General features: G+C 34.8%; 22 protein-coding genes and 1 riboswitch. Of the genes, 8 read left to right on the top strand and 14 right to left on the bottom strand.

Annotation, left to right across the window (positions count from 1 at the left end):
- Position 1 precedes the first annotated feature (1 nt).
- From MR054_RS09740 to MR054_RS09720, 5 genes are all read right to left on the bottom strand, one after another.
- The gene (locus MR054_RS09740; RefSeq protein WP_242157703.1) at positions 2-715 is read right to left on the bottom strand and encodes a T9SS type A sorting domain-containing protein; all 714 of its coding nucleotides are present in this window, start codon (positions 713-715) and stop codon (positions 2-4) included.
- A gap of 13 nt (positions 716-728) precedes the next feature.
- On the bottom strand, positions 729-1,106 hold the full coding sequence (locus MR054_RS09735; RefSeq protein ID WP_242085146.1) for an OB-fold protein: 378 nt from the start codon (positions 1,104-1,106) through the stop codon (positions 729-731).
- Positions 1,107-1,241: 135 nt separating this feature from the next.
- The gene (locus tag MR054_RS09730) at positions 1,242-2,279 is read right to left on the bottom strand and encodes a hypothetical protein (RefSeq protein ID WP_242085145.1); all 1,038 of its coding nucleotides are present in this window, start codon (positions 2,277-2,279) and stop codon (positions 1,242-1,244) included.
- Between the two features lie 89 nt (positions 2,280-2,368).
- Complete coding sequence (locus MR054_RS09725) at positions 2,369-2,605, bottom strand: hypothetical protein (RefSeq protein WP_242157702.1); 237 nt, start codon at positions 2,603-2,605, stop codon at positions 2,369-2,371.
- Positions 2,606-2,635: 30 nt separating this feature from the next.
- A complete protein-coding gene (locus tag MR054_RS09720; protein ID WP_242157701.1) occupies positions 2,636-2,818 on the bottom strand; it encodes a hypothetical protein in 183 nt (60 codons plus the stop codon).
- A gap of 113 nt (positions 2,819-2,931) precedes the next feature.
- On the opposite strand from MR054_RS09720, the gene MR054_RS09715 reads away from it, so the two are divergent.
- From MR054_RS09715 to MR054_RS09705, 3 genes are read left to right on the top strand one after another with little or no spacing between them, the layout of a single operon-like run.
- Positions 2,932-3,456, top strand: a complete 525-nt coding sequence (locus MR054_RS09715; RefSeq protein WP_242085142.1) for an RNA polymerase sigma factor — start codon at positions 2,932-2,934, stop codon at positions 3,454-3,456.
- Between the two features lie 46 nt (positions 3,457-3,502).
- Positions 3,503-4,414: a FecR family protein gene (locus tag MR054_RS09710; RefSeq protein ID WP_242157700.1), complete on the top strand. Its 912-nt coding sequence runs from the start codon at positions 3,503-3,505 to the stop codon at positions 4,412-4,414.
- Positions 4,398-6,914 carry a TonB-dependent receptor gene (locus MR054_RS09705; RefSeq protein WP_242157699.1) on the top strand — a complete coding sequence of 839 codons (2,517 nt, stop codon included), beginning with the start codon at positions 4,398-4,400 and terminating at the stop codon, positions 6,912-6,914. The genes MR054_RS09710 and MR054_RS09705 overlap by 17 nt, the downstream gene beginning before the upstream one ends.
- A gap of 68 nt (positions 6,915-6,982) precedes the next feature.
- Here MR054_RS09705 and MR054_RS09700 read toward each other — a convergent pair whose 3' ends face one another.
- The 5 genes from MR054_RS09700 to MR054_RS09680 all read right to left on the bottom strand — a co-directional run bounded on the left by MR054_RS09700 (position 6,983) and on the right by MR054_RS09680 (position 10,726).
- Entirely contained in the window at positions 6,983-7,519 is a 537-nt protein-coding gene (locus MR054_RS09700; RefSeq protein ID WP_242085139.1) for an acyl-CoA thioesterase, read from the bottom strand.
- A gap of 5 nt (positions 7,520-7,524) precedes the next feature.
- Positions 7,525-8,226, bottom strand: a complete 702-nt coding sequence (locus MR054_RS09695; protein WP_242157698.1) for a DUF3307 domain-containing protein — start codon at positions 8,224-8,226, stop codon at positions 7,525-7,527.
- Entirely contained in the window at positions 8,223-8,843 is a 621-nt protein-coding gene (locus tag MR054_RS09690; RefSeq protein ID WP_242157697.1) for a transcriptional regulator, read from the bottom strand. The genes MR054_RS09695 and MR054_RS09690 overlap by 4 nt, the downstream gene beginning before the upstream one ends.
- A gap of 83 nt (positions 8,844-8,926) precedes the next feature.
- Positions 8,927-10,126 (bottom strand): hypothetical protein, encoded by a 1,200-nt coding sequence (locus MR054_RS09685; protein WP_242157696.1) that lies wholly within the window; start codon positions 10,124-10,126, stop codon positions 8,927-8,929.
- 105 nt (positions 10,127-10,231) lie between these two features.
- A complete protein-coding gene (locus tag MR054_RS09680) occupies positions 10,232-10,726 on the bottom strand; it encodes a DUF6580 family putative transport protein (RefSeq protein WP_242157695.1) in 495 nt (164 codons plus the stop codon).
- A 113-nt stretch (positions 10,727-10,839) separates the two neighbouring features.
- Positions 10,840-11,063, top strand: a riboswitch (cobalamin riboswitch).
- A 68-nt stretch (positions 11,064-11,131) separates the two neighbouring features.
- Here MR054_RS09680 and MR054_RS09675 point away from each other — a divergent pair.
- Positions 11,132-12,988, top strand: coding sequence for a TonB-dependent receptor plug domain-containing protein (locus MR054_RS09675; protein WP_242157694.1), 1,857 nt, complete (start codon positions 11,132-11,134; stop codon positions 12,986-12,988).
- Positions 12,989-13,046: 58 nt separating this feature from the next.
- Here MR054_RS09675 and MR054_RS09670 read toward each other — a convergent pair whose 3' ends face one another.
- Together MR054_RS09670 and MR054_RS09665 are read right to left on the bottom strand one after the other, a co-directional pair.
- Positions 13,047-13,763 (bottom strand): adenine nucleotide alpha hydrolase, encoded by a 717-nt coding sequence (locus MR054_RS09670; protein ID WP_242157693.1) that lies wholly within the window; start codon positions 13,761-13,763, stop codon positions 13,047-13,049.
- Positions 13,756-15,258: a S41 family peptidase gene (locus MR054_RS09665; protein WP_242157692.1), complete on the bottom strand. Its 1,503-nt coding sequence runs from the start codon at positions 15,256-15,258 to the stop codon at positions 13,756-13,758. Before MR054_RS09665 ends, MR054_RS09670 begins: the two co-directional genes overlap by 8 nt.
- 149 nt (positions 15,259-15,407) lie before the next feature.
- On the opposite strand from MR054_RS09665, the gene MR054_RS09660 reads away from it, so the two are divergent.
- The 4 genes from MR054_RS09660 to MR054_RS09645 are packed head-to-tail and all read left to right on the top strand — an operon-like array spanning position 15,408 to position 17,524.
- Positions 15,408-15,917, top strand: coding sequence for an RNA polymerase sigma factor (locus MR054_RS09660; protein WP_242085131.1), 510 nt, complete (start codon positions 15,408-15,410; stop codon positions 15,915-15,917).
- Positions 15,904-16,374, top strand: coding sequence for a hypothetical protein (locus tag MR054_RS09655; RefSeq protein WP_242085130.1), 471 nt, complete (start codon positions 15,904-15,906; stop codon positions 16,372-16,374). Before MR054_RS09660 ends, MR054_RS09655 begins: the two co-directional genes overlap by 14 nt.
- A 32-nt stretch (positions 16,375-16,406) precedes the next feature.
- A complete protein-coding gene (locus tag MR054_RS09650; RefSeq protein WP_242157691.1) occupies positions 16,407-16,967 on the top strand; it encodes a DUF4252 domain-containing protein in 561 nt (186 codons plus the stop codon).
- Positions 16,968-16,981: 14 nt separating this feature from the next.
- Positions 16,982-17,524 carry a DUF4252 domain-containing protein gene (locus MR054_RS09645; protein WP_242085128.1) on the top strand — a complete coding sequence of 181 codons (543 nt, stop codon included), beginning with the start codon at positions 16,982-16,984 and terminating at the stop codon, positions 17,522-17,524.
- A gap of 22 nt (positions 17,525-17,546) precedes the next feature.
- Here MR054_RS09645 and MR054_RS09640 read toward each other — a convergent pair whose 3' ends face one another.
- Entirely contained in the window at positions 17,547-17,774 is a 228-nt protein-coding gene (locus MR054_RS09640; protein ID WP_242157690.1) for a hypothetical protein, read from the bottom strand.
- Between the two features lie 2 nt (positions 17,775-17,776).
- Complete coding sequence (gene purB, locus MR054_RS09635) at positions 17,777-19,120, bottom strand: adenylosuccinate lyase (RefSeq protein WP_242157689.1); 1,344 nt, start codon at positions 19,118-19,120, stop codon at positions 17,777-17,779.
- Between the last annotated feature and the right edge of the window lie 88 nt (positions 19,121-19,208).

Here is a 19,208-nt window from a genome sequence, read left to right as displayed (position 1 = left end):
GTTATTGTTTTATGAATCGTTTGACCTGTTTTTCTGAAATGGTGGTGATATGCAAAAAATAGACACCGTTTTTTAAATGTGAGACCTCTATACCAGATTCTAAAATGGTGTAATTAAAAATTTGTTGACCTAATATAGTCGTAATTTTTAAGGATTGGATGTCAAACCTGTTAGCATGTTTAAAATGTATAAACGACTGCGCAGGATTGGGATAAATTTGTATCCCGATAATGGAATCGTAATCGTCAATGTTTAAACTTGAGTCTGTAGACCGATGGTAACTAAAGCCTCCACCAGCGGTACTGCCTATGGACCATGCGGTAAATTCAAGGTCTATATAGATATCATCGGTGATTAAGTGAAGTACCATATTCCTGTTTAGCATATCGGGTGGATTGTTTTCAATGGTTGCTACCCAGGTATTGTATGTCAAGCTTTCCCAGTTATCCGTTGTTCCAAAGGCCCATTCTGTATCGATGGGAGAGATGCCGGTAGTCTTGGAATAAGCACCTTCCTTTTTAATGTTGAAGATCCCCTGTATATCGCCTCTTGTTATCCAAACATGGTCTGTAATTCGATCTTGATTGGCCTCTAAAGCGGGATCTGCAAAATTAGCTTTCGTAAACGTGGTATGTGATCCGGTCCAAATGGTTTGTGCTGAAATGACTTTTAAACAACAAACACATAAATACAGGACTAATAGTTGGCTTTTCATTATAAAAGTTTATTTAGTTCGAAATACTGCATTGATCTAATTTGATTTCTTCCAACAAATCATCATAGCCTATAAAACGACCTTTAACCTGTATTCGATTGTGTTCCTGCAATCCACTGATGTTCATTGAAAACTGACAATAGACGGTTTTATCTAAGGTAATGGTATTATCACTTATTGCAGTAATTATACCGCTGACTTCTATGGTTTGGTTAAGGTATTTTTTTTCGGAAGCTGCAGGGGTTGCAGAAAATTCCTCGGCTAGCAATTTGGCTTCTGCACGATAAGTGGGTTGCTCTTTTTCAATATTTCTGTGGTCTTGATAAATATAATTGTAGCCAATAACAATAGTTACAATGATGACGACAACAATTACAATTAATTTCTTCATGTTGTGTGTTTTTTAATAACAGCTTCAGCTTTACGCTGAAGCTGTTTTAGCTAGCGTCAAATTCATACTTGGGGAAGTATTATTTTGACCATCGAAATTTTTCTTTTTCACATACTATTTCTACTAGCTTATATTTTAGTTGCAATAGTTTTCATAACGAATTCTGTCGTTATCTCCAACTCTTAAATCTATTTTAGTTTCTGTGTATTCTGATATTTCATGTAAAACCCAATCGTTATTGCAATAGGGTAAACCCGGAATATCAATGGTAACGGTTATGTTGTTTCCTGAACCCGTGGCAGCCCAGGTACCATAGGCGGTTATTCCAGACCAATACACCGAGATGTCTCCATTATTGGAAAAGTTAAATATGTACCCATAATAGGCGTCATCGTAGTCCTGGCCATAGCGTTCTAACTTATCCACCGTCCAATTGGAACAATTTACTAAATACGCCGTCAATTGGTCGGTAGCACAATCATCACAATCATCATCATTATAATCAAAATCATCGTCCTCATCACAATCATTTTTATGGTCTTCAATAGCGCTTTCTAATTCTTTTAAATTATGTATGGTCAATTCCGTTTGGTCAAATAATACAACAGTTATTGGAAATTGGATGCTTACGATTTGGTTTGGGTCTATGTTTTTAATAAACTCGAAAAATTCGGAATCGTCGGTCACGGATTGGGTAGAAATGAGATCATTAGTGGTATTAAAGATCGATGCCGAAATGGGATAATTAAAATCAAGGCATTCGATATCATTATCCACTTCATTTTCACCATTGCAATTATTGGAATAGCTGCTTAATTGGGACATACTGTTTATCATCGTTTCCGAATAATCAGCAAATACCAGGGTAATAGGAAAGGAAATGTCCAGGTTATCGATATCGTCGTCTTCATCGTCAAAAATGTACTCTACAATTTTGTAATCCTCAACAGCATTTATGGTAATTTCCTGGTTATTTGCCGTGACTTTAAGAGGAAGTTTTAAATTAAAGCAATTGGATCTATCCAAAATATTGTCGTTTGAGCCGTCATTACTGACCGTCTTAAGCATAAGATTAGCCACGGTGGAATTAGCAGTAAGTAACAACTCCTCAGGAGTTTGAATAAGTTCTTCTTCTTCTGTTCGGCATGAACTTATACAAACTGCTAAGAACATTATTATGATTATTACGATTCTTGAACTTAACATTATAGCTGGCCTCTTTATGTAATAACAATCTCAATTCAAAAAATCCTGAAAAAACATTAGATTTTTTTATTTAAACCATTTATTTCATGTTGTAAATACTTTAATTGTTTCGTAGTACGAATGAGATTTTCGAACCTTGATTTCACTAACCTGTGTCTGTAAGTGTAGGTCTTATTTTGTGGATTGGTATACATTAAAATTGTCAAACTGTTCATTTTTTCAATAGCCTCCATGATTTCCCTTTCTTTTAAAGTATAGATTTGATTAACCAGCTTGTTTAAATGTTCAGTCATGTTTTTGGGCGTATTTTAAGCATTCAAGTTTTATTCCACATTTAATAAGGTTTCCAGTCTTTTCAGGGAAATTTTGAGTCTAATGGCTAATGTGGTTTCTTCGGGATGCTCGACTAAGGATTTTGAAAGTTGGACAATGGTCTTTCTTAGGTAGGTGATTTCTTGATCTTTTGAGGACCAAATGAGTGGATTGGGGCGGGTAGGGGACTTCATAGCAATGGATAAATTAATAGTGGGGGTTTTATTATATAACAAGTCATTATGCAAATACCCCAAAAATTTTAATAAAATTTTTAGTTAACTTTAAAAATTAAATATTCAATATTTTGCCTAAAGAACTTAACACGAGTATCTGTATTGAACGTATTTTTACTCACCTTTATGAGAAGTATGCCCAAGATTTGCAAAACTTTTTGTACTATAAGTACGGTGCAGCGTATCATCCAACAGATAAGGTCCAGGAAGCCTATATTAAATTATGGAATAACTGTAAAAAGATCAAACCCAGTAAAGCGAAAGCATTTTTATATACTGTAGCCAACAATTTAATGCTCAATGAAATTAAGCATCAAAAAGTAGTTTTAAAATACAGCCGGAGAAAGTCAAAGTCCTATAACTACGAAACTCCAGAGTTTATTATAGAGGAAAAGCAATTCTTAGAACAGTATAAGAAGGTCCTGGAAAGACTCAGTGAAGAACAGCGTGTGGCATTCATGCTGAGTAAAGTAGAGGGGAAGAAGCACAGTGAAATCGCCGAATTATTGGATGTGACCCAAAAAGTTGTGGAATACAGAATTTACAGTGCCTTTAAACTATTAAAAGAGGAGTTAGCCGGTTTTAAAATAAAATAATCAGGAGAAAGCCCTTTTAAGTTGTTTTAATAATAAATAAAGTTAAATGGACAAGGAAGACTTAATTAGAAAATGGTTGAATAATGACTTGAGTGAAGCTGAAAAGGACATGTTCACTGCTTTGGATGATGCCCAGCTTAACCATTACATTATCCATTCGGCCCAACGATTTAAGGCAGATGAATTTTTTAAGGTTGAGGATTTCTCAGAATTCAAAGCCCATTATAAAGTTAGAAGACAAGGGTCTACGAGAAAGTCTTTTAGCAACTATTTCCTCAAAATAGCGAGTGTATTGATCATATCCCTTGGGATTTATTTCACTTTTTTTTCTGGTGATTCGGAGAAAATAATAACTTTAGAGAATCAAAAGTTAACCATTGAACTTCCAGATCACACGATAGTGGAATTAAATGCAGGTTCTGAAATTGTTTATGATGCCAGTGATTGGTCTAAAGTTAGAACTTTAAACCTTAAGGGAGAGGCGTTTTTTGAGGTTTCAAAAGGTAAACCCTTTAGGGTTACTACCGATAATGGAATAGTTTCCGTTGTTGGGACTAAGTTTAATGTGAATCAACGAGAGCATTTTTTTGAGGTAAAATGTTATGAAGGTGCCGTTAGGGTCGAGTCAGATTCGATTACCAGAGTATTACATGCAGGTGATGTATTTAAAATGATTAATGGTTCGTTTTCACAGGAAAGAATATCAGCGTCGAAGCCATCTTGGATTGATGGGATGAGTACCTTTGTGTCTGTGCCTTTCGAGGAAGTCTTGTCGGAGTTAGAAAGACAGTATCACATTGAGATTACTTTAACAGACACAGATTCCAACAGGCTTTTTACCGGAGCGTTTGAACACGACAATTTAGAAAATGCATTAACAGCCATTACCGAACCACTGAATTTGATCTATGAATTTAGAAGTTCAAACGAAGTTGTCATTCATGGGAAAAATAATTAGTCGCTTAACAACACTAATTTTATTAACGCTTTTATTTGCCGACATCATTTCTGCACAAGATATCCATTCAAAGCAGTCCTTGTCCGAAACCTTAGCCATTTTAGAGTCCAAATATGAAATAAAGTTTAATTATGCGGAAGACATTATTGCTCAGGTTGAGGTGTTCTTGCCCGATGATTCCAAATCCCTTGCGGATACCTTGGAAATTTTAGAAAACCAAACGCCATTAACCTTTAAATTTCTTGGACAAAATATTATACTTATCACCCCCGACAAACAACCCTTGTTTTGCGGTACTATTAGAGATAAAAGTAGTTTGGAGCCTATTGCTAACGCCGTAATTACCGGTGTTGGAAATTCCCTGATTAGTAATGAAAATGGTTTTTTTCAGTTATCCGATATATATCTAAACGAAACAATTATTATAAGTTGCCTGGGATATAAAACCGAGACCATGATCGCGTCATCCTTTTCCGAAGATGGTTGCAGGGACATTTTTTTAGAACAAGATTTCCAAACCCTTTCCGAAATCGTAATATCAAATTATTTAATTAGCGGGATTAATAGAATAAATGATGGATCTTTTGAAATCGATTTTTCAAATTTTAAAATCCTTCCGGGACTTACGGATACTGATGTCCTGCATTCTGTCCAGGCTTTACCTGGTATTCAAAGTACAAATGAAACCGTTTCTAATATTAATATTAGAGGAGGGTCGCACGACCAAAATTTAATATTGTGGGATAACATTAAAATGTATCAATCCGGTCATTTTTTTGGATTAATTTCCATGTACAACCCTCAAATTACCCAAAATGTCTTTTTACGTAAAAACGGGAGTTCCGCCGCATTGACAGATGGGGTATCGGGGACCATAGAAATGCGGACAGAAAAAAAGATTAATTCAAACTTTAAGGGAAGTTTAGGAATTAATCTCACCAACCTCAATGGGTTTTTGGATATGCCTTTGGGGAATAAATCTTCCATACAAATAGCGGCGCGAAAATCGATTAACGATTTTATTAAAACACCAACCTATACCGCTTTTTTCGACAGGATTTCCCAAAATACCGAATTGAGTACAAATACCACTACTGAGGGTAATACGAATAAAAATTTTGATTTTTACGACACCTCATTCAGGTGGATCTATAATATTGGAGAAAAAGACCAATTGCAGGTTAATTTTATTTATGCTCATAATGAACTGATGTTTGATGAAAATCTAATTGAAAATCAGATCATTGAATCGCGAGGGAGCAGTTTGGTGCAACATAGTATTGCCGAAGGATTACATTATAATCGCATATGGAACGACAGATTTAAAACCACTTTAGAATTCTATGAATCGGATTATGACCTAAAGGCCATCAATGTGAATATTCAGGACAATCAGAGGTTTTTGCAAAAAAATACGGTTTCTGAAAGTAGTATTAAGGTAAAATCCTTTTATAAAGTAAGTTCAAAATTGCATTGGTTGAATGGGTATCATTTCGTGGAGACAGAAGTGACCAATTTGGACGATGTGGATAACCCATTATATCGAAATTTACGTTCGGAAGTTATAAGAAGCCACGGTGTTTTTACTGAGCTTAACTACAGATCTTTAAATAAAAAAACAGTCTTGAATGCCGGATTGCGGTTTAATTATATCGGTAAATTTAACAAGGACATTTGGGAGCCAAGACTGAGTTTTAACCAAAAATTTCTCGATGGTTTTACGTTTGAAGTGTTAGGTGAATTTAAGCATCAAAACACCTCACAGATCATAAACTTTCAAAATGACTTTTTAGGGATTGAAAAGCGGCGCTGGCAGCTCGCAAATAATGTGGATATTCCTATAATAAGAGGAAAGCAAATTTCGGCGGGTATAACCTATAACAAAAGAGGATGGCTACTTAATGCCGACACCTATTTTAAGAGGATAAAAGGGATAACCTCACAGAGTCAAGGCTTTCAAAATCAATATGAATTTGTAAAAACTCACGGTAATTACTCGGCATATGGTATGGATTTTCTTTTGAGAAAGCAAATAAAACAATTAAGCATGTGGTTCAGTTATTCCTATATGGATAATACCTATCAATTTAAGACCTTGCAAAAGGAATCGTTTCCGAGTAATTACCATATTACCCATAACGTAAATGTTGGCACCAGTTATGCCATAAACCATTTAAAATTATCGACCGGACTGCAATGGCGCACTGGCAGGCCCGCGACGATACCTGTTGAAGGTAATGAAATAGTGGATAATGAAGTTAATTTTGATCATCCAAATAGGTCAGCTTTGCAGGATTATCTGCGCATTGATCTGTCGGCAACTTATAACTTTAAGTTAACTGAAGGCACCAAAATCCATACAGGGGTATCTGTTTGGAACCTGTTGAATAGAAAAAATGAACTTAACGATTTTTATAGCATTAAAGAGGATATGCCCATCCAAACACTACAGTTTTCATTAGGGATTACGCCTAACGCTTTTTTACGAATTGACTTTTAAAGCCTTGAACATAATTACACCTTAAAGTCTATGCAGTATGAGTAAAGGGACTTTAAGGGCATAGAGAGTTATATAGCAATTTTAGCATTCTGATTTTTAATGACGTCCAAATGATCTTCAACTTTAAACTCAGAGGACTTGAATTTGGTCGTTCTGTGCTTAGCCTGTTCTTGTCGGGCAATGCTTCTGGAAAACCGCCTGATGCTTTGGTGGTCTTCTAAGATTAAACCCGGTACGGGCACATTCTTGCCCTTGTCGTCTTTGGCGACCATTGTAAAATAGGAAGAATTGCAGTGTTTGATTTCTCCGGTCTGAATATTTTCGGCTTCTACCCTGACGCCTACAACCATTGACGTGCGTCCCGTATAATTTACGGAAGCCTTCAGGGTTACTAATTCACCCACATCGATGGGCTGTAAAAAATCCACCTTGTTAACAGAAGCCGTTACACAATAGTGTTGTGAATGCCTGGAAGCACATGCAAATGCAATTTGATCCATTAAATTCAGTATATATCCCCCATGAATTTTTCCGCTAAAATTCGAATGGGAAGGTAACATGAGTTGGGTGATGGTTACCTGTGAGTCCTTTATATTTTTATACATAACATTTAAGTTATATGATTATAAACTATACCAGTTACAATGGCAATGCCGAAACTCATTAAAGTGCCTATTAATACATACTCCGTAAGTTGTCTGTCTTTGGATTCCCTTAAATCCCCAAATCTAAAAACAGATTTTGCCGCTATGAGAAAACCAACGGCATCCCAATGAGAGGTAATAATGAAAATGAACACTAAAATGCGTTCTAAAATACCAATATATTTCCCGGCATCCTCAAGGGATTGTTTATTTTTGGTGAGTTTTGAAATATTCCACTTTAAAAAAATCATTTTCATAATTATGGATACTGGAATTGTTAAAAACACCAGACAAACCAGAAGTAATAATCCCTGTTCTGGTATATGGAGATTTTCAAAAAAAGAATCTCCCGACAGGTAAGCATAGCAACCTAACAGTATCAAAATATGAAGCCCCTGGTCAATGAAGAAATACAATCGTTTTGTATTTTTCTTTTGTAGGATAAGCTTTAAGGCATCAATTGCAAAATGGGAAACCCCTATAATAACAACAAGGGGCCAAAGTGTCATATCCCATAATACTATGAAAAGTAATACCATATGTAATAGAACGTGCCAATAGAGTTTTGGTGATCTAATGGTTTTCTTTTCTTTCTCCTTTATCCATTTTCGGGGTTGCAGAAAAAAATCGCCAATAAGATGTGCCAAAAGGAGTTTTATTAATATCATTTTAAATAATGGGTTGTTTTTTCTTGATATAATCTGTTTAAGGCAAATATTTCTTCCAGATGTGCTCTTTTTTGTCTGCTGCTTACGGCATTTTGGTTTATACCAACCAGCTGTCCTAATTCACTTTGGAGGGCTTTAGGGTGTTCCATGGTTAGCTTAACGATCTCAGCTGCATTTACGGTCCATTTGTCCATGGCGATCAGTGCTAATCTAAAACACAAATTAAGTTCATCATCTAGTGCTTTATGGTTTGTTTTAATTCGAAGATTTTGTTTTTCTTTCTTTAAAGTTTCTAATGTTTCTCCCGAGAACACAAAAGCCTCTCCATTCGATTCCATAACATTATTACCCTCATAGGTTTTCTCACCAATTCCAATGGAAATGCGTACATCCAACCCTCTGAAAGATTTAATACAGGCTTTAATGTAAACTGCAGCTTTAAAGCTTTCCGTAAAATTGCTTAATTCCAATTGAAAACTATCCCCTCTATAAATATTCCAATATTTATTATTGGGACTTAAATAGGATAGGGCTTCTTTTAAGGCAGAAATCCAAACATCTGGATTTAGATTTGTCCTTGATTTAATAATATCGCCTGTTATTACACTTGTTGTCATTATATCACATAATTACATGATAAACAAATATATCGCATAATTATGTGATAAACAAATATATCACACTTTATTGTGATAAAAGTTTAATGATCTTCTTTGAATGTGATTTTAGCTTCAATTTGAGGAATATTTCTTAATTCAATTTCTTTTTTTAGTTGATTAGTTTGGTCTATTAAATCCTTGGTTAAAATAGGTTTTTTCCTTTTTTCCATCGGGGGATTAAGTTTTTCGGCATTTTCAAATTCAATAACACTTTTGAGTATTTCTGTTGGAAGTAAGGTTTTAGATTTTTGAAGAATGTCCAGAAATTCACTGGCAAAAAACTGTTCTATTTGAATTTTCCGTTTTGTGGTATGGGCAAATTTTCCAATGATACGACAAATGTTGTCACGATCTTCAGGGCTCAATTTATCAGCGAATTCATAGTCCTCAATTTTTTTAAGACTTAAAATAATTGGTTCTAAGGCGTCTTTCGAGATAATATATACATTGTAATCACCAATGTTGTAAATCACGTCTTTAATTACCTGAAGTGTGTTTGATGGAATAACTAAAAAAATATCATTCTTAACATTTTCATGTTTGGTATATTTTTTCAGGTTTTCAGTTTGAGATTTTATGTATTTAGGAAAATTTTTCAGATCGTCATTAGCCGGACTTTTGGCATCAAAAATGATTAGTTGGTCTAAGATTTCAATGGTATTATCTGGCTTTCTACCGGCATATGGGAAGTCATTTTGCTCTATATAAGTAATGACGTTGTTTTTACAAATTAATCGAATATGGTTTTCCACATCTTTTTCATGATTGGCCCAAGTCTCTCTAAGGGCTTCCAATCTCTCTTTTTCTTGTTGTACCCTTTCATCATTTAATCGTTCTTTTTCTTTTTCAAGTGAACTTTGAAGGGTAATGGTTGCTTCTATGGCTTTTTGATGATCCCGAATTCTGTTTTGTTCATCCTTTTTTAAAGACGTGTTTTCATCTTTAAGCGCATTTTTTTCTTTTTCGGTATTTTTTAGTTCAACTTCAAGCTTTGATTTTTCATTTTTCAAAGCATCGAAATCCGTTAACTTGGTCTGTAATACTTTTATTTCCGATCTATAATGGTCGATCTCTTTATTCATAGCCATTTCTAAAGACCCTAAGTCTTTGTCTTTTTGAGCCATTCGCTCATGCCACAAATCTGTAAGACCTTTATTCTTTAATTTCATAAATAGGACACCTGCCAAGGCTCCTATACCCACAGAAATTATTAAGTATAAAAAAAATAGACCATCGTTCATTGAAATCAGACTAAAATTAATGTTTATAAAATTACTATTTTAAAAATAAAAAAAACGCCGGAAAGCGTTTTGTTTTTATTAATCGGTAAATAAAAATCAATAATGCTATATGGTCTTTAAATACTTTTTAGAAACGATATCAAAACCGTAATACATAACTCCCGCGAAGAAGAAATCGCCAATTAATGCATTTCTAAAGAATGGAATTGCCAAGGTATAACATTCTATTATTCCGTTCAATGTTTTTGGATAAGAGAGTAACCACACACCAAAATTGGTGATTAAGAAAAATAAGATACTACTTAGAAGAATGGATCTAATATTCATTTTCTTCATAGCCATACCAATTACCCCAACTAAAATAAAAGCTATGTACACAAATAGGCTAATACTCGTAAAGCCTAAAAATAAATCGGATAGAGCCATTGCTAATAGCGGTACAGTTAAGGCCAATTTTTTATTGTTAAAATAAACGCCTGAAAAAAGAGCCATGGCCGTAATAGGGGTAACATTGGGTAAATGCGGAACCAATCTAAAGCCGGCTGCAACCACTATAAATAAAATAATAATCCCTTGTGATGTATTGAGAAACTTTTTCATGCGTCTTAATTTATATTCAAAAATAATATTAATTGTTCTAACAGTAAAATAAAAATGATGATTACATTTGTAAAGAAATTTGGTTTGGTAATGTACTAAGCACTTTTTAGCGTCAAAGCGCTTCTTATTTGGGCTTATAAAAGCATTACTGATTAAAAGGGAATCCGGTGTAAATCCGGAACTGTTCCCGCAACTGTAAATTTCATGTCCGATTGTTATAGGGCATTCCTTTAAGAGGGACACTAATTCTTCTAGACCACTGTTACGGCATATCGTGATGGGAAGGTATAATTAGTGTGTAATAAGTCAGGAGACCTGCCATTTTCAAAACAAATTAGTTAAACTTTCGGGATAAAAGTTTGCGTATGAATGCACATGCGATTCTCGAGTAATTCATCATTTAAAATGAACAAAAAAACAAAGTCTTTTGGTATACTTTTTTTGGGTATATCCTTGTTTGGATTTGCGCAGCAGCAAATCGATTCAACAACAGTAGAGCAATTGAACGAAGTTGTTGTTACGGATTCACGTTTTACCTTAAAGCGAGAAAATTCAGGAAAGATGGTCATTAAGATTTCAAATCAGGAAATTGAAAGAAATCAGGGAAGGACAATTTCAGAATTAATTAACACTAAATCCGGCATTGAGATTAATGGCAGTAGGAGTGTGGAAGGACAAAACCTTGGTAATTTTATTCGTGGTGGGAACAATAGACAGGTACTTGTATTAATAGATGGGATACAGGTAAATGACCCATCAACTGTGGCCAACGATTTCGATTTACGCCTTTTAGATTTAAACACGGTGGAATCCATTGAGATTATTAAGGGTGCAGCAAGTACATTATATGGAAATGCCGCAGCTACCGCAGTGATTAATATCACAACAAAAAAGGCCTCCAAGGACCACATATCTGGAAGTTTTTTAACCGTTGTTGGTACCAATCAACCTCAGGATGATTTAAATTATGATGTTTCCAGTTTCACCAATAATGTTTCTGTTAGTGGTAGCATTGAAAAGTTTAATTATTTGGCCAGTTTTGCCAATAGATACGTGGATGGAATGTCTGCAGCAAAAACTATGGACCCTGAAAAAGATATGTTTTCAAGATTTAACACCCGTGTGAAATTGGGTTATGAAAGCAATAAGGTTTTTAGTGTGAATGCTTTTGTAAGTTATGATAAACTTAAAACGGACATTGATGGTTACCCGGCACCGTTATATGCATTTGCGGATACTAATGACAGCTATATTTCCAAGCAAAAACGGGTAGGAGTGTCTCCTAAGTTTAGTTATAATAATGGCAGTTTTCAATTTAATGCGGCTTATACAGAATTGAACAGAGAAACCATTTCGGATTTTGGATCTGTCCACAAGGCTAAGAGTTATATCGTTGATGCTTATAATAAATATGTTTTTGATGATATGTTTTATACCATTGTTGGTATAAATTATGGTGATTATAAAAGTCAATTTTCAGAAGAAAGACGTTTTACAAATACTGATCCATTTTTAAATCTGGTTTATATTTCTGACTTCGGTTTGAACTTAAATGCGGGAGGGAGGTTAAACAACCATAGTGAGTATGGTTCGCACTTTGTATATAGTTTAAATCCGTCCTATACAGTTGATTTACAACAGGGTTATATTAAAGTTTTCGGCTCTTATGCCACTTCTTTTATAGCCCCTAATTTGTCTGAACTATTTGGTTATTTTGGTGCCAATCCCAATTTGGAACCAGAAGAGAACCGAACCATTGAAAGTGGTTTGGAATTTAACTCAAAATCAGGAGTGCGTTTAAGCGGGGTCTATTATAATAGAAAGGAAACAAACACAATTGTGTATACCACGGGCTATGTAAACGCCGATGAAGATGCAAGAGTTCATGGTGTTGAAGTAGAGGGTGAATTTGATTTAGCGCAGGATCTGTCTGTCGTTACGAATTATACCTTTACCGAATTCAAGGAGGGATATCGTTTAAGAATTCCAAAGCATAAAGTAAATGTTGGATTGGGATATGACTGTAGTAAAAACACATATGCCTCATTACAATATCAATTTGTAGATAGCAGAATGGATATCGGGAATGTTAAGCTTGACGCATTTTCGACAATAGATTTTTATTTTAGTATGAAGATCATAAAAAATAAAATAAAACTTTTTACTAGTGTAACCAATGTACTCAATGAAGATTATTTTGAAATTTATTATTACACAACCAAGGGTAGAAATGTTAATTTAGGTTTGCATATTATGTTATAAAATAGATTATCGGACCCTTATGGAATGAATCCATGCCTCCAAAACAAGGAGGCATTTTTCAGGGTTTTAAGTCGCAATACCAAACTCCATAGGGATCTTGCGGACCGTTCGAATTATCACCCGTATTAGGATTGTCGTATTCCCGGTATACTTTTTCTCCAATATCAAAGCTAACAGGATTATTAAAAATGGGGCCATCGAAGCAAAACGTATGAAACTCACCATTTTCACCACAAGGGTCTACGCCTTGTGGAAGTCTTTTAACAAAATCCTTGTCCATAACAGTACCAACAAAGTCCTCATTAAAGAATTTTGAATTGGCACAAACCACAATGGATTTAAAGCCTAAATCGAGAAATTCTTGCAGGAGTTCCTTGGTATCCCTGTTCCAAATGGGAAAAACAGCTTTGATTCCCTGGCGGGCAAGTTGGTGTTCACGATAGTTTCTGAGGTCTTCTAGAAAAATATCTCCAAAGGCACTATGAGTAAATCCCTCCATTTTTAAGCGCTCTACGGTTTCTCCTATTATTTGCTCATAACGGGCCATATCTGGCATTTCAGGTAACTCTACAAAGCTATAGGGAATTTTGACCGCCTGGAACTGGGCCACCAAAAGTTCTGTTCTGAGCCCGTGCATGGACACTCTATTATAATGACTGTTTATAGTAGTTATAAGTTTTTCAATGCTAAAACGCGCATCTTGTAACAAGTAAAAAAGAGCAATAGCAGAATCCTTACCAGAGCTCCAGTTGAAGTAGGTTTTAAATTTATTCAAAAAGAAATTTATTTAACAATTCAGAAGGTAAGGGTTTATCAACATACATACCCCTTCGTATTGGAGAAAGATAGTTATTGTCTTCAAGTAATTGCAACTGAAGTCGTTGTTTGGATTTAATATCAGATAATTTTCCCGATGCATTTTCAATTTCAAATAATGCAGCAGCCAAAAGAGGTTCATTTTCATTGCCTAAGACACCAAGATTTAAATAATCCTCTTCCAAACTGATGTCTGGAGTTAATCCATTGTTATAATCGGTATAACCAACGCTATTTAATGACTTAAAAATTAATGGTTGCATCGCATAGGCATGACTCGGGTTAACACCTTCTCTGGTAAAATCGTCAGAATCATAAAGCGTTATAGACGCTTGATACTTGCCCTCGGTATTTTCGCCGATGTGTATAACGTCAACATAAGGATCCAGGCTATTAATAACCAATTCACTTGCTGAAGCTGAATAATTTGTTGCTAAAATATACACCTTATCCAGATTAAGACTATTTAGGCTGGAGCCTTCATCATTATTAACAAATCGATTGATAAGATATTCCGGATTTTCACTTTCAATGGCTTGTTGAAATTCACTATTCCATTCTTCAGTACTAAAAATTTCTCCCGTAAATTGCCCTGTAATCATACTCGCCAGAAGAATGGCCGAATTTACGGAGCCACCCGGATTATACCGTAAATCCACAATGAGAGCATCAATAGCATTAGATTTAAAATCACCAAAAATGGCATTTAATTCTGAGTCGTAATCAGGATTAAATCCATTATACAAAATATATCCCACCTTTTTTGTTCCAACAGTAAAGATATTAGTATCATGGATGGGATCTTCACAAAATTCAAATTTATTGAGGGTAATCGATTCGTTTTTCGGATCTATCCTATCATCTGAAGGGTCCTGAGTTCCCATATCATTATAATCTCCGAGAGCTATGGTATAGGAACTTGAGTTAAACAAACTAAAATTATTATCAGTTTCAGAGTTATAATACAGTTGTACTCCATTAACTTCATAAAAAATATCACCTCTTTTAATTCCTTTATTTTCGGCATCACTACCATGCACAACCAAACGGACTATACCAATTACATTATTCGCACTATTAGGAGCTTTAAGAAGGCTAAATTCCATCCCATTTATTACAGAGCAACCAACGAGGAATTGCTCTAAAGCAATGTAATCATCTACAATCCAACTATAGTGATCGACATTTTCTCTTTGATATATTAGACTTTCAAAGAATTCTTCAGGTTGTGAAAATGAGTTTAAATAATCGGCATATTCGCCAGTTGTAGAAAATCTATCATTGGCGAGATCGGGAACATTGTCCTTGTACAAATAAAACAAGTTCATTCCTTTCCAAATAAAATCATTGATTTGGTTGGCGCTAATGGTATTGTCATCATTGTCTTGAAAACAACTATGGGTTAACAGAAATAAACAGAGGAGTAGAAGGGGGACTTTTAACTGAGTTTTCATTACAATTTCTTTTGTTATAAGTAGTCAATAAAACCCTAAAAGTACTTACATTATTGTATTTTAAAAATTTTTTGTAACAAATATGTTCATTATTCGTCGTAATTTCAAATAGCGGTAATAAGCGATTTAAACTAAACCATAACCAAAAAATGACTCAAAGTGAGTTTTTAAATATTGTAATGCCTTTTAAGGATAAAGTATTTCGATTAGCTAAACGATTACTTATTTCTACAGAGGAAGCTGAAGACGCCACGCAAGAGATCATTTTAAAGTTATGGAACAATAAAGAAAAGATAGCAGAGTATAAAAATGTTGAAGCCTTTTCTATGACCATGACAAAGAATTTTTGTTTTGATAAATTAAAGTCAAAACAATCACAAAATTTAAAGATTGTTCATAGTAATTATGAAGATAAACAAACTGCGCTTCAAAAGCAGATAGAACTAAATGACAGCGTTAATTGGGTGGCAAAAATAATAGAAGACCTCCCAGAACAGCAAAAATTGATCATACAATTAAGGGATATTGAGGAGTATGATTATGATGAAATCGCAGAAATGTTAAGTATGAACCAAACCGCTGTGCGTGTTAACCTGTCCAGAGCCAGAAAAACAATACGAGAAAAATTAACTAATACACATAATTATGGTATTAAATGATATAGAAAAATTACTGAATAAGTACGAAAAGGGGGAAACATCGCTAAAAGAAGAGCAAGTGTTAAAAACCTATTTTACGAGTGACACGGTGGCACCACATTTAGAAATGTATAAACCTATGTTTACGTATTTTTTGGTAAATCAACAAGAACAATTTACTAAAGACATTCCATTAAAAACTAAGCGAATATTTATTTACAAGTGGATTTCTGTCGCAGCAGTAGTTGTTTTAATGTTGGGGATATTTTTCAACAAACCCGGCGATGTTGGTACCATTGATGATCCCGAAGTTGCTTTTAACGAAATTTCAAAATCGTTAGCTATGATTTCAAATCAAATGAATAAAGGAACTTCGACTGTAGGATACCTGAACGAGGTAAACAAAGGAACGTCTACTTTAGGGTATCTTTCAGAAATAGAAAATACAACAAGTATCATTTTTAAAACAAATAGATAAGTAAATCAATAACAACTTTAATAACAAATACGATGAAAAATAGATTAACAATATGGTTAGTGGCCATGGTAATGTTACCATTAACCGGTATGTCCCAAAATAGTGTTTTTGAAAAATATAGCGAAAACCCTGATGTAACCTATGTGAACATTAAACCAAAGATGTTCCAAATGATAGCCAAAATTGGAATAGATACGGATGATGCCGAAGCCAAAGCTTATATGGATATGGTTAAAAGTATTACCAGTTTTAAAACCATTGTAACGGATAACCAAAGCATTTCTGCTGATATTTCAAAATGGGTTAAATCACGCTCCAGTGCCTTGGAAGAACTTATGGAAGTAAAGGATGATGGTAGTGAAGTGAAATTTTATGTAAAAGAAGGTAAAGACGTAGATCATGTTGAAGAACTTTTAATCTTTGTTAATGGTATTGATAAGGTTATGGAGGATAAAATTGAAATTAATGGTAAGGCGCGTAAAATAGAAACGGTTGTAGTATCCCTTACCGGTAACATTGATTTGAATGAAATCTCTAAACTGACCCAAAAAATGAACATTCCCGGTGGTCAACATTTGGAAAAGGATAAATAGACTGGAAATCAATCATGAAACGAACAATCAAGCATATATTTTCAATCGTCATGGTCACAGTTTGGTTAACCAGCTGTGACGATGGCGTTAGTCTGCAACGGTATTTTGTAGATAACCAGGAGTCCGCTAACTTTATTTCACAAGATCTCCCATTATCTATGGTTAAAGTAGATGCATCCAAATTTAATAATGATCAGATGGAAGCCTATCGATCCGTGAAGCGATTAAATTTCTTAGGATTTAAAGCTCAAGAAGATAACAAAGAGAGGTATGACATCGAGTTGGCTAAGGTGAAGACGATTTTGAATAACAAAAAATACAACGATTTAATCGAGTTTAGTGACAAGGGGAATAACATTGTAGTTAAATATGTTGGTGATGATGATGAGGCCGATGAAGTTATCGTGTTTGGTAATTCTAAAGGTATTGGGTTTGCAATTGTTCGGGTTTTAGGCAACGCTATGAGTCCAGATAAAATGATTACACTGGCAAGTGTTTTGAGAGACAGCAATTTTGAGGCCTCTCAAGTGGGTGACCTTATGAATTTCTTTCAATAACATTTTGATGCATACAAAATCATTAAAACTCCCGGTGCTCACTGGGAGTTTTTTCTTGAGTATGGTTATCCACAGTGCTGGTAATGGATTTACTTTTTGTATAGATAATATTGGCAACAATACATCCATAAATAAGGATTAATAGGGTCAATACCATAAAATTATCCAGAATATCAAATATACCCGAAACAAATATACCCGCTACCAAAATGCCACAGAGTAATAACGATTGATTGTCCTTAAGTATCATTTTTAAATTCCAGTATAATTGCTGGGCGTGATTCGTTTTAGTTCCTCTTTTATGTTGTTAGAGACTTCTAAGGTATCGATAAAATTTGAAATGGATTTTTGGTTTATCTTTTCGTTTGTACGTGTTAAACCTTTTAAGGCTTCATAGGGGTTTGGATAGCCCTCGCGGCGTAAAATAGTTTGAATAGCTTCAGCCACAACAGCCCAGTTATTATTTAAATCTTCCGCAAATTTGACCTCATTCAATAATAATTTATTTAACCCTTTTAAAGTTGATTTAAACCCGATTAAGGTATGTCCGAAAGGCACCCCAATGTTTCGTAATACGGTACTGTCTGTTAAATCGCGTTGTAATCTGGAAATGGGAAGCTTGGCAGAAAGATGTTCAAAAATAGCATTGGCCAGGCCAAGGTTCCCTTCACTGTTTTCGAAATCAATGGGATTCACCTTATGTGGCATCGCACTACTTCCAACTTCGCCCGCCTTGATTTTTTGTTTAAAATAATCCATGGACACATAGGTCCAAATATCCCTGTTTAAATCGATGACAATAGTGTTGATGCGCTTGAGGGTATCGAACAAGGCCGCCATATGGTCATAATGCTCTATTTGTGTGGTCGGAAATGAATGATGTAGTCCTAATTTATGTTGTACAAAAGTGGTTCCAAAAGCCTTCCAGTCCATATCGGGATAGGCCACATGGTGGGCGTTAAAATTACCGGTTGCTCCACCAAATTTGGCCCCATTTGGAATGTTTTTAAGGAAATTATACTGTTCTTCCATTCGTACAACAAAAACCTCTATTTCTTTCCCCAGTCTAGTTGGAGAGGCCGGTTGCCCATGCGTTCTCGCCAGCATGGGTACTTCCATCCATTCTTCAGTCAATGCCTTGAGTCGGTCTAAAAGGTTTTGGTATTCAGGGATGTAAATCAGGTTAATAGCTTCCTTTAAACTTAATGGGATGGCTGTATTGTTAATATCCTGTGATGTTAGTCCAAAATGTATAAACTCCTTAAATGGCGATAATCCCAAAGCATCAAATTTTTCTTTGATAAAATACTCGACCGCTTTGACATCGTGGTTAGTAACCTTTTCAATGGCTTTAATGGCCAGGGCGTCATCACTTGAAAAATTCTTGTAGATCGCTCTTAAATCCACAAAACTTTTAATGTCAATGTTTTTTAGTTGCGGTAATGGTATTTCACAAAGCGCAATAAAGTACTCAATTTCAACTAAAACACGATATTTTATAAGGGCTTCTTCCGAAAAGAAGTCTGCTAATTCTTCCACTTTATTTCGATAACGACCATCTATTGGGGAAATCGCATTTAAGTTTGATAATGACATATGGTGTTCTACTTTTGAAGTTGCAAAGATAGTTTTTTTGTACAGAAGATTTTAAGAAAAGACGGGAAGATTGTTAATTATGATCCAT

Source organism: Aestuariivivens sediminis (assembly GCF_022662105.1).
GTDB classification, from domain to species: domain Bacteria; phylum Bacteroidota; class Bacteroidia; order Flavobacteriales; family Flavobacteriaceae; genus Aestuariivivens; species Aestuariivivens sediminis.
The sequence above is the reverse complement of the archived record's forward strand: the minus strand, read 5'-3'. Positions and strand labels throughout refer to the sequence as shown.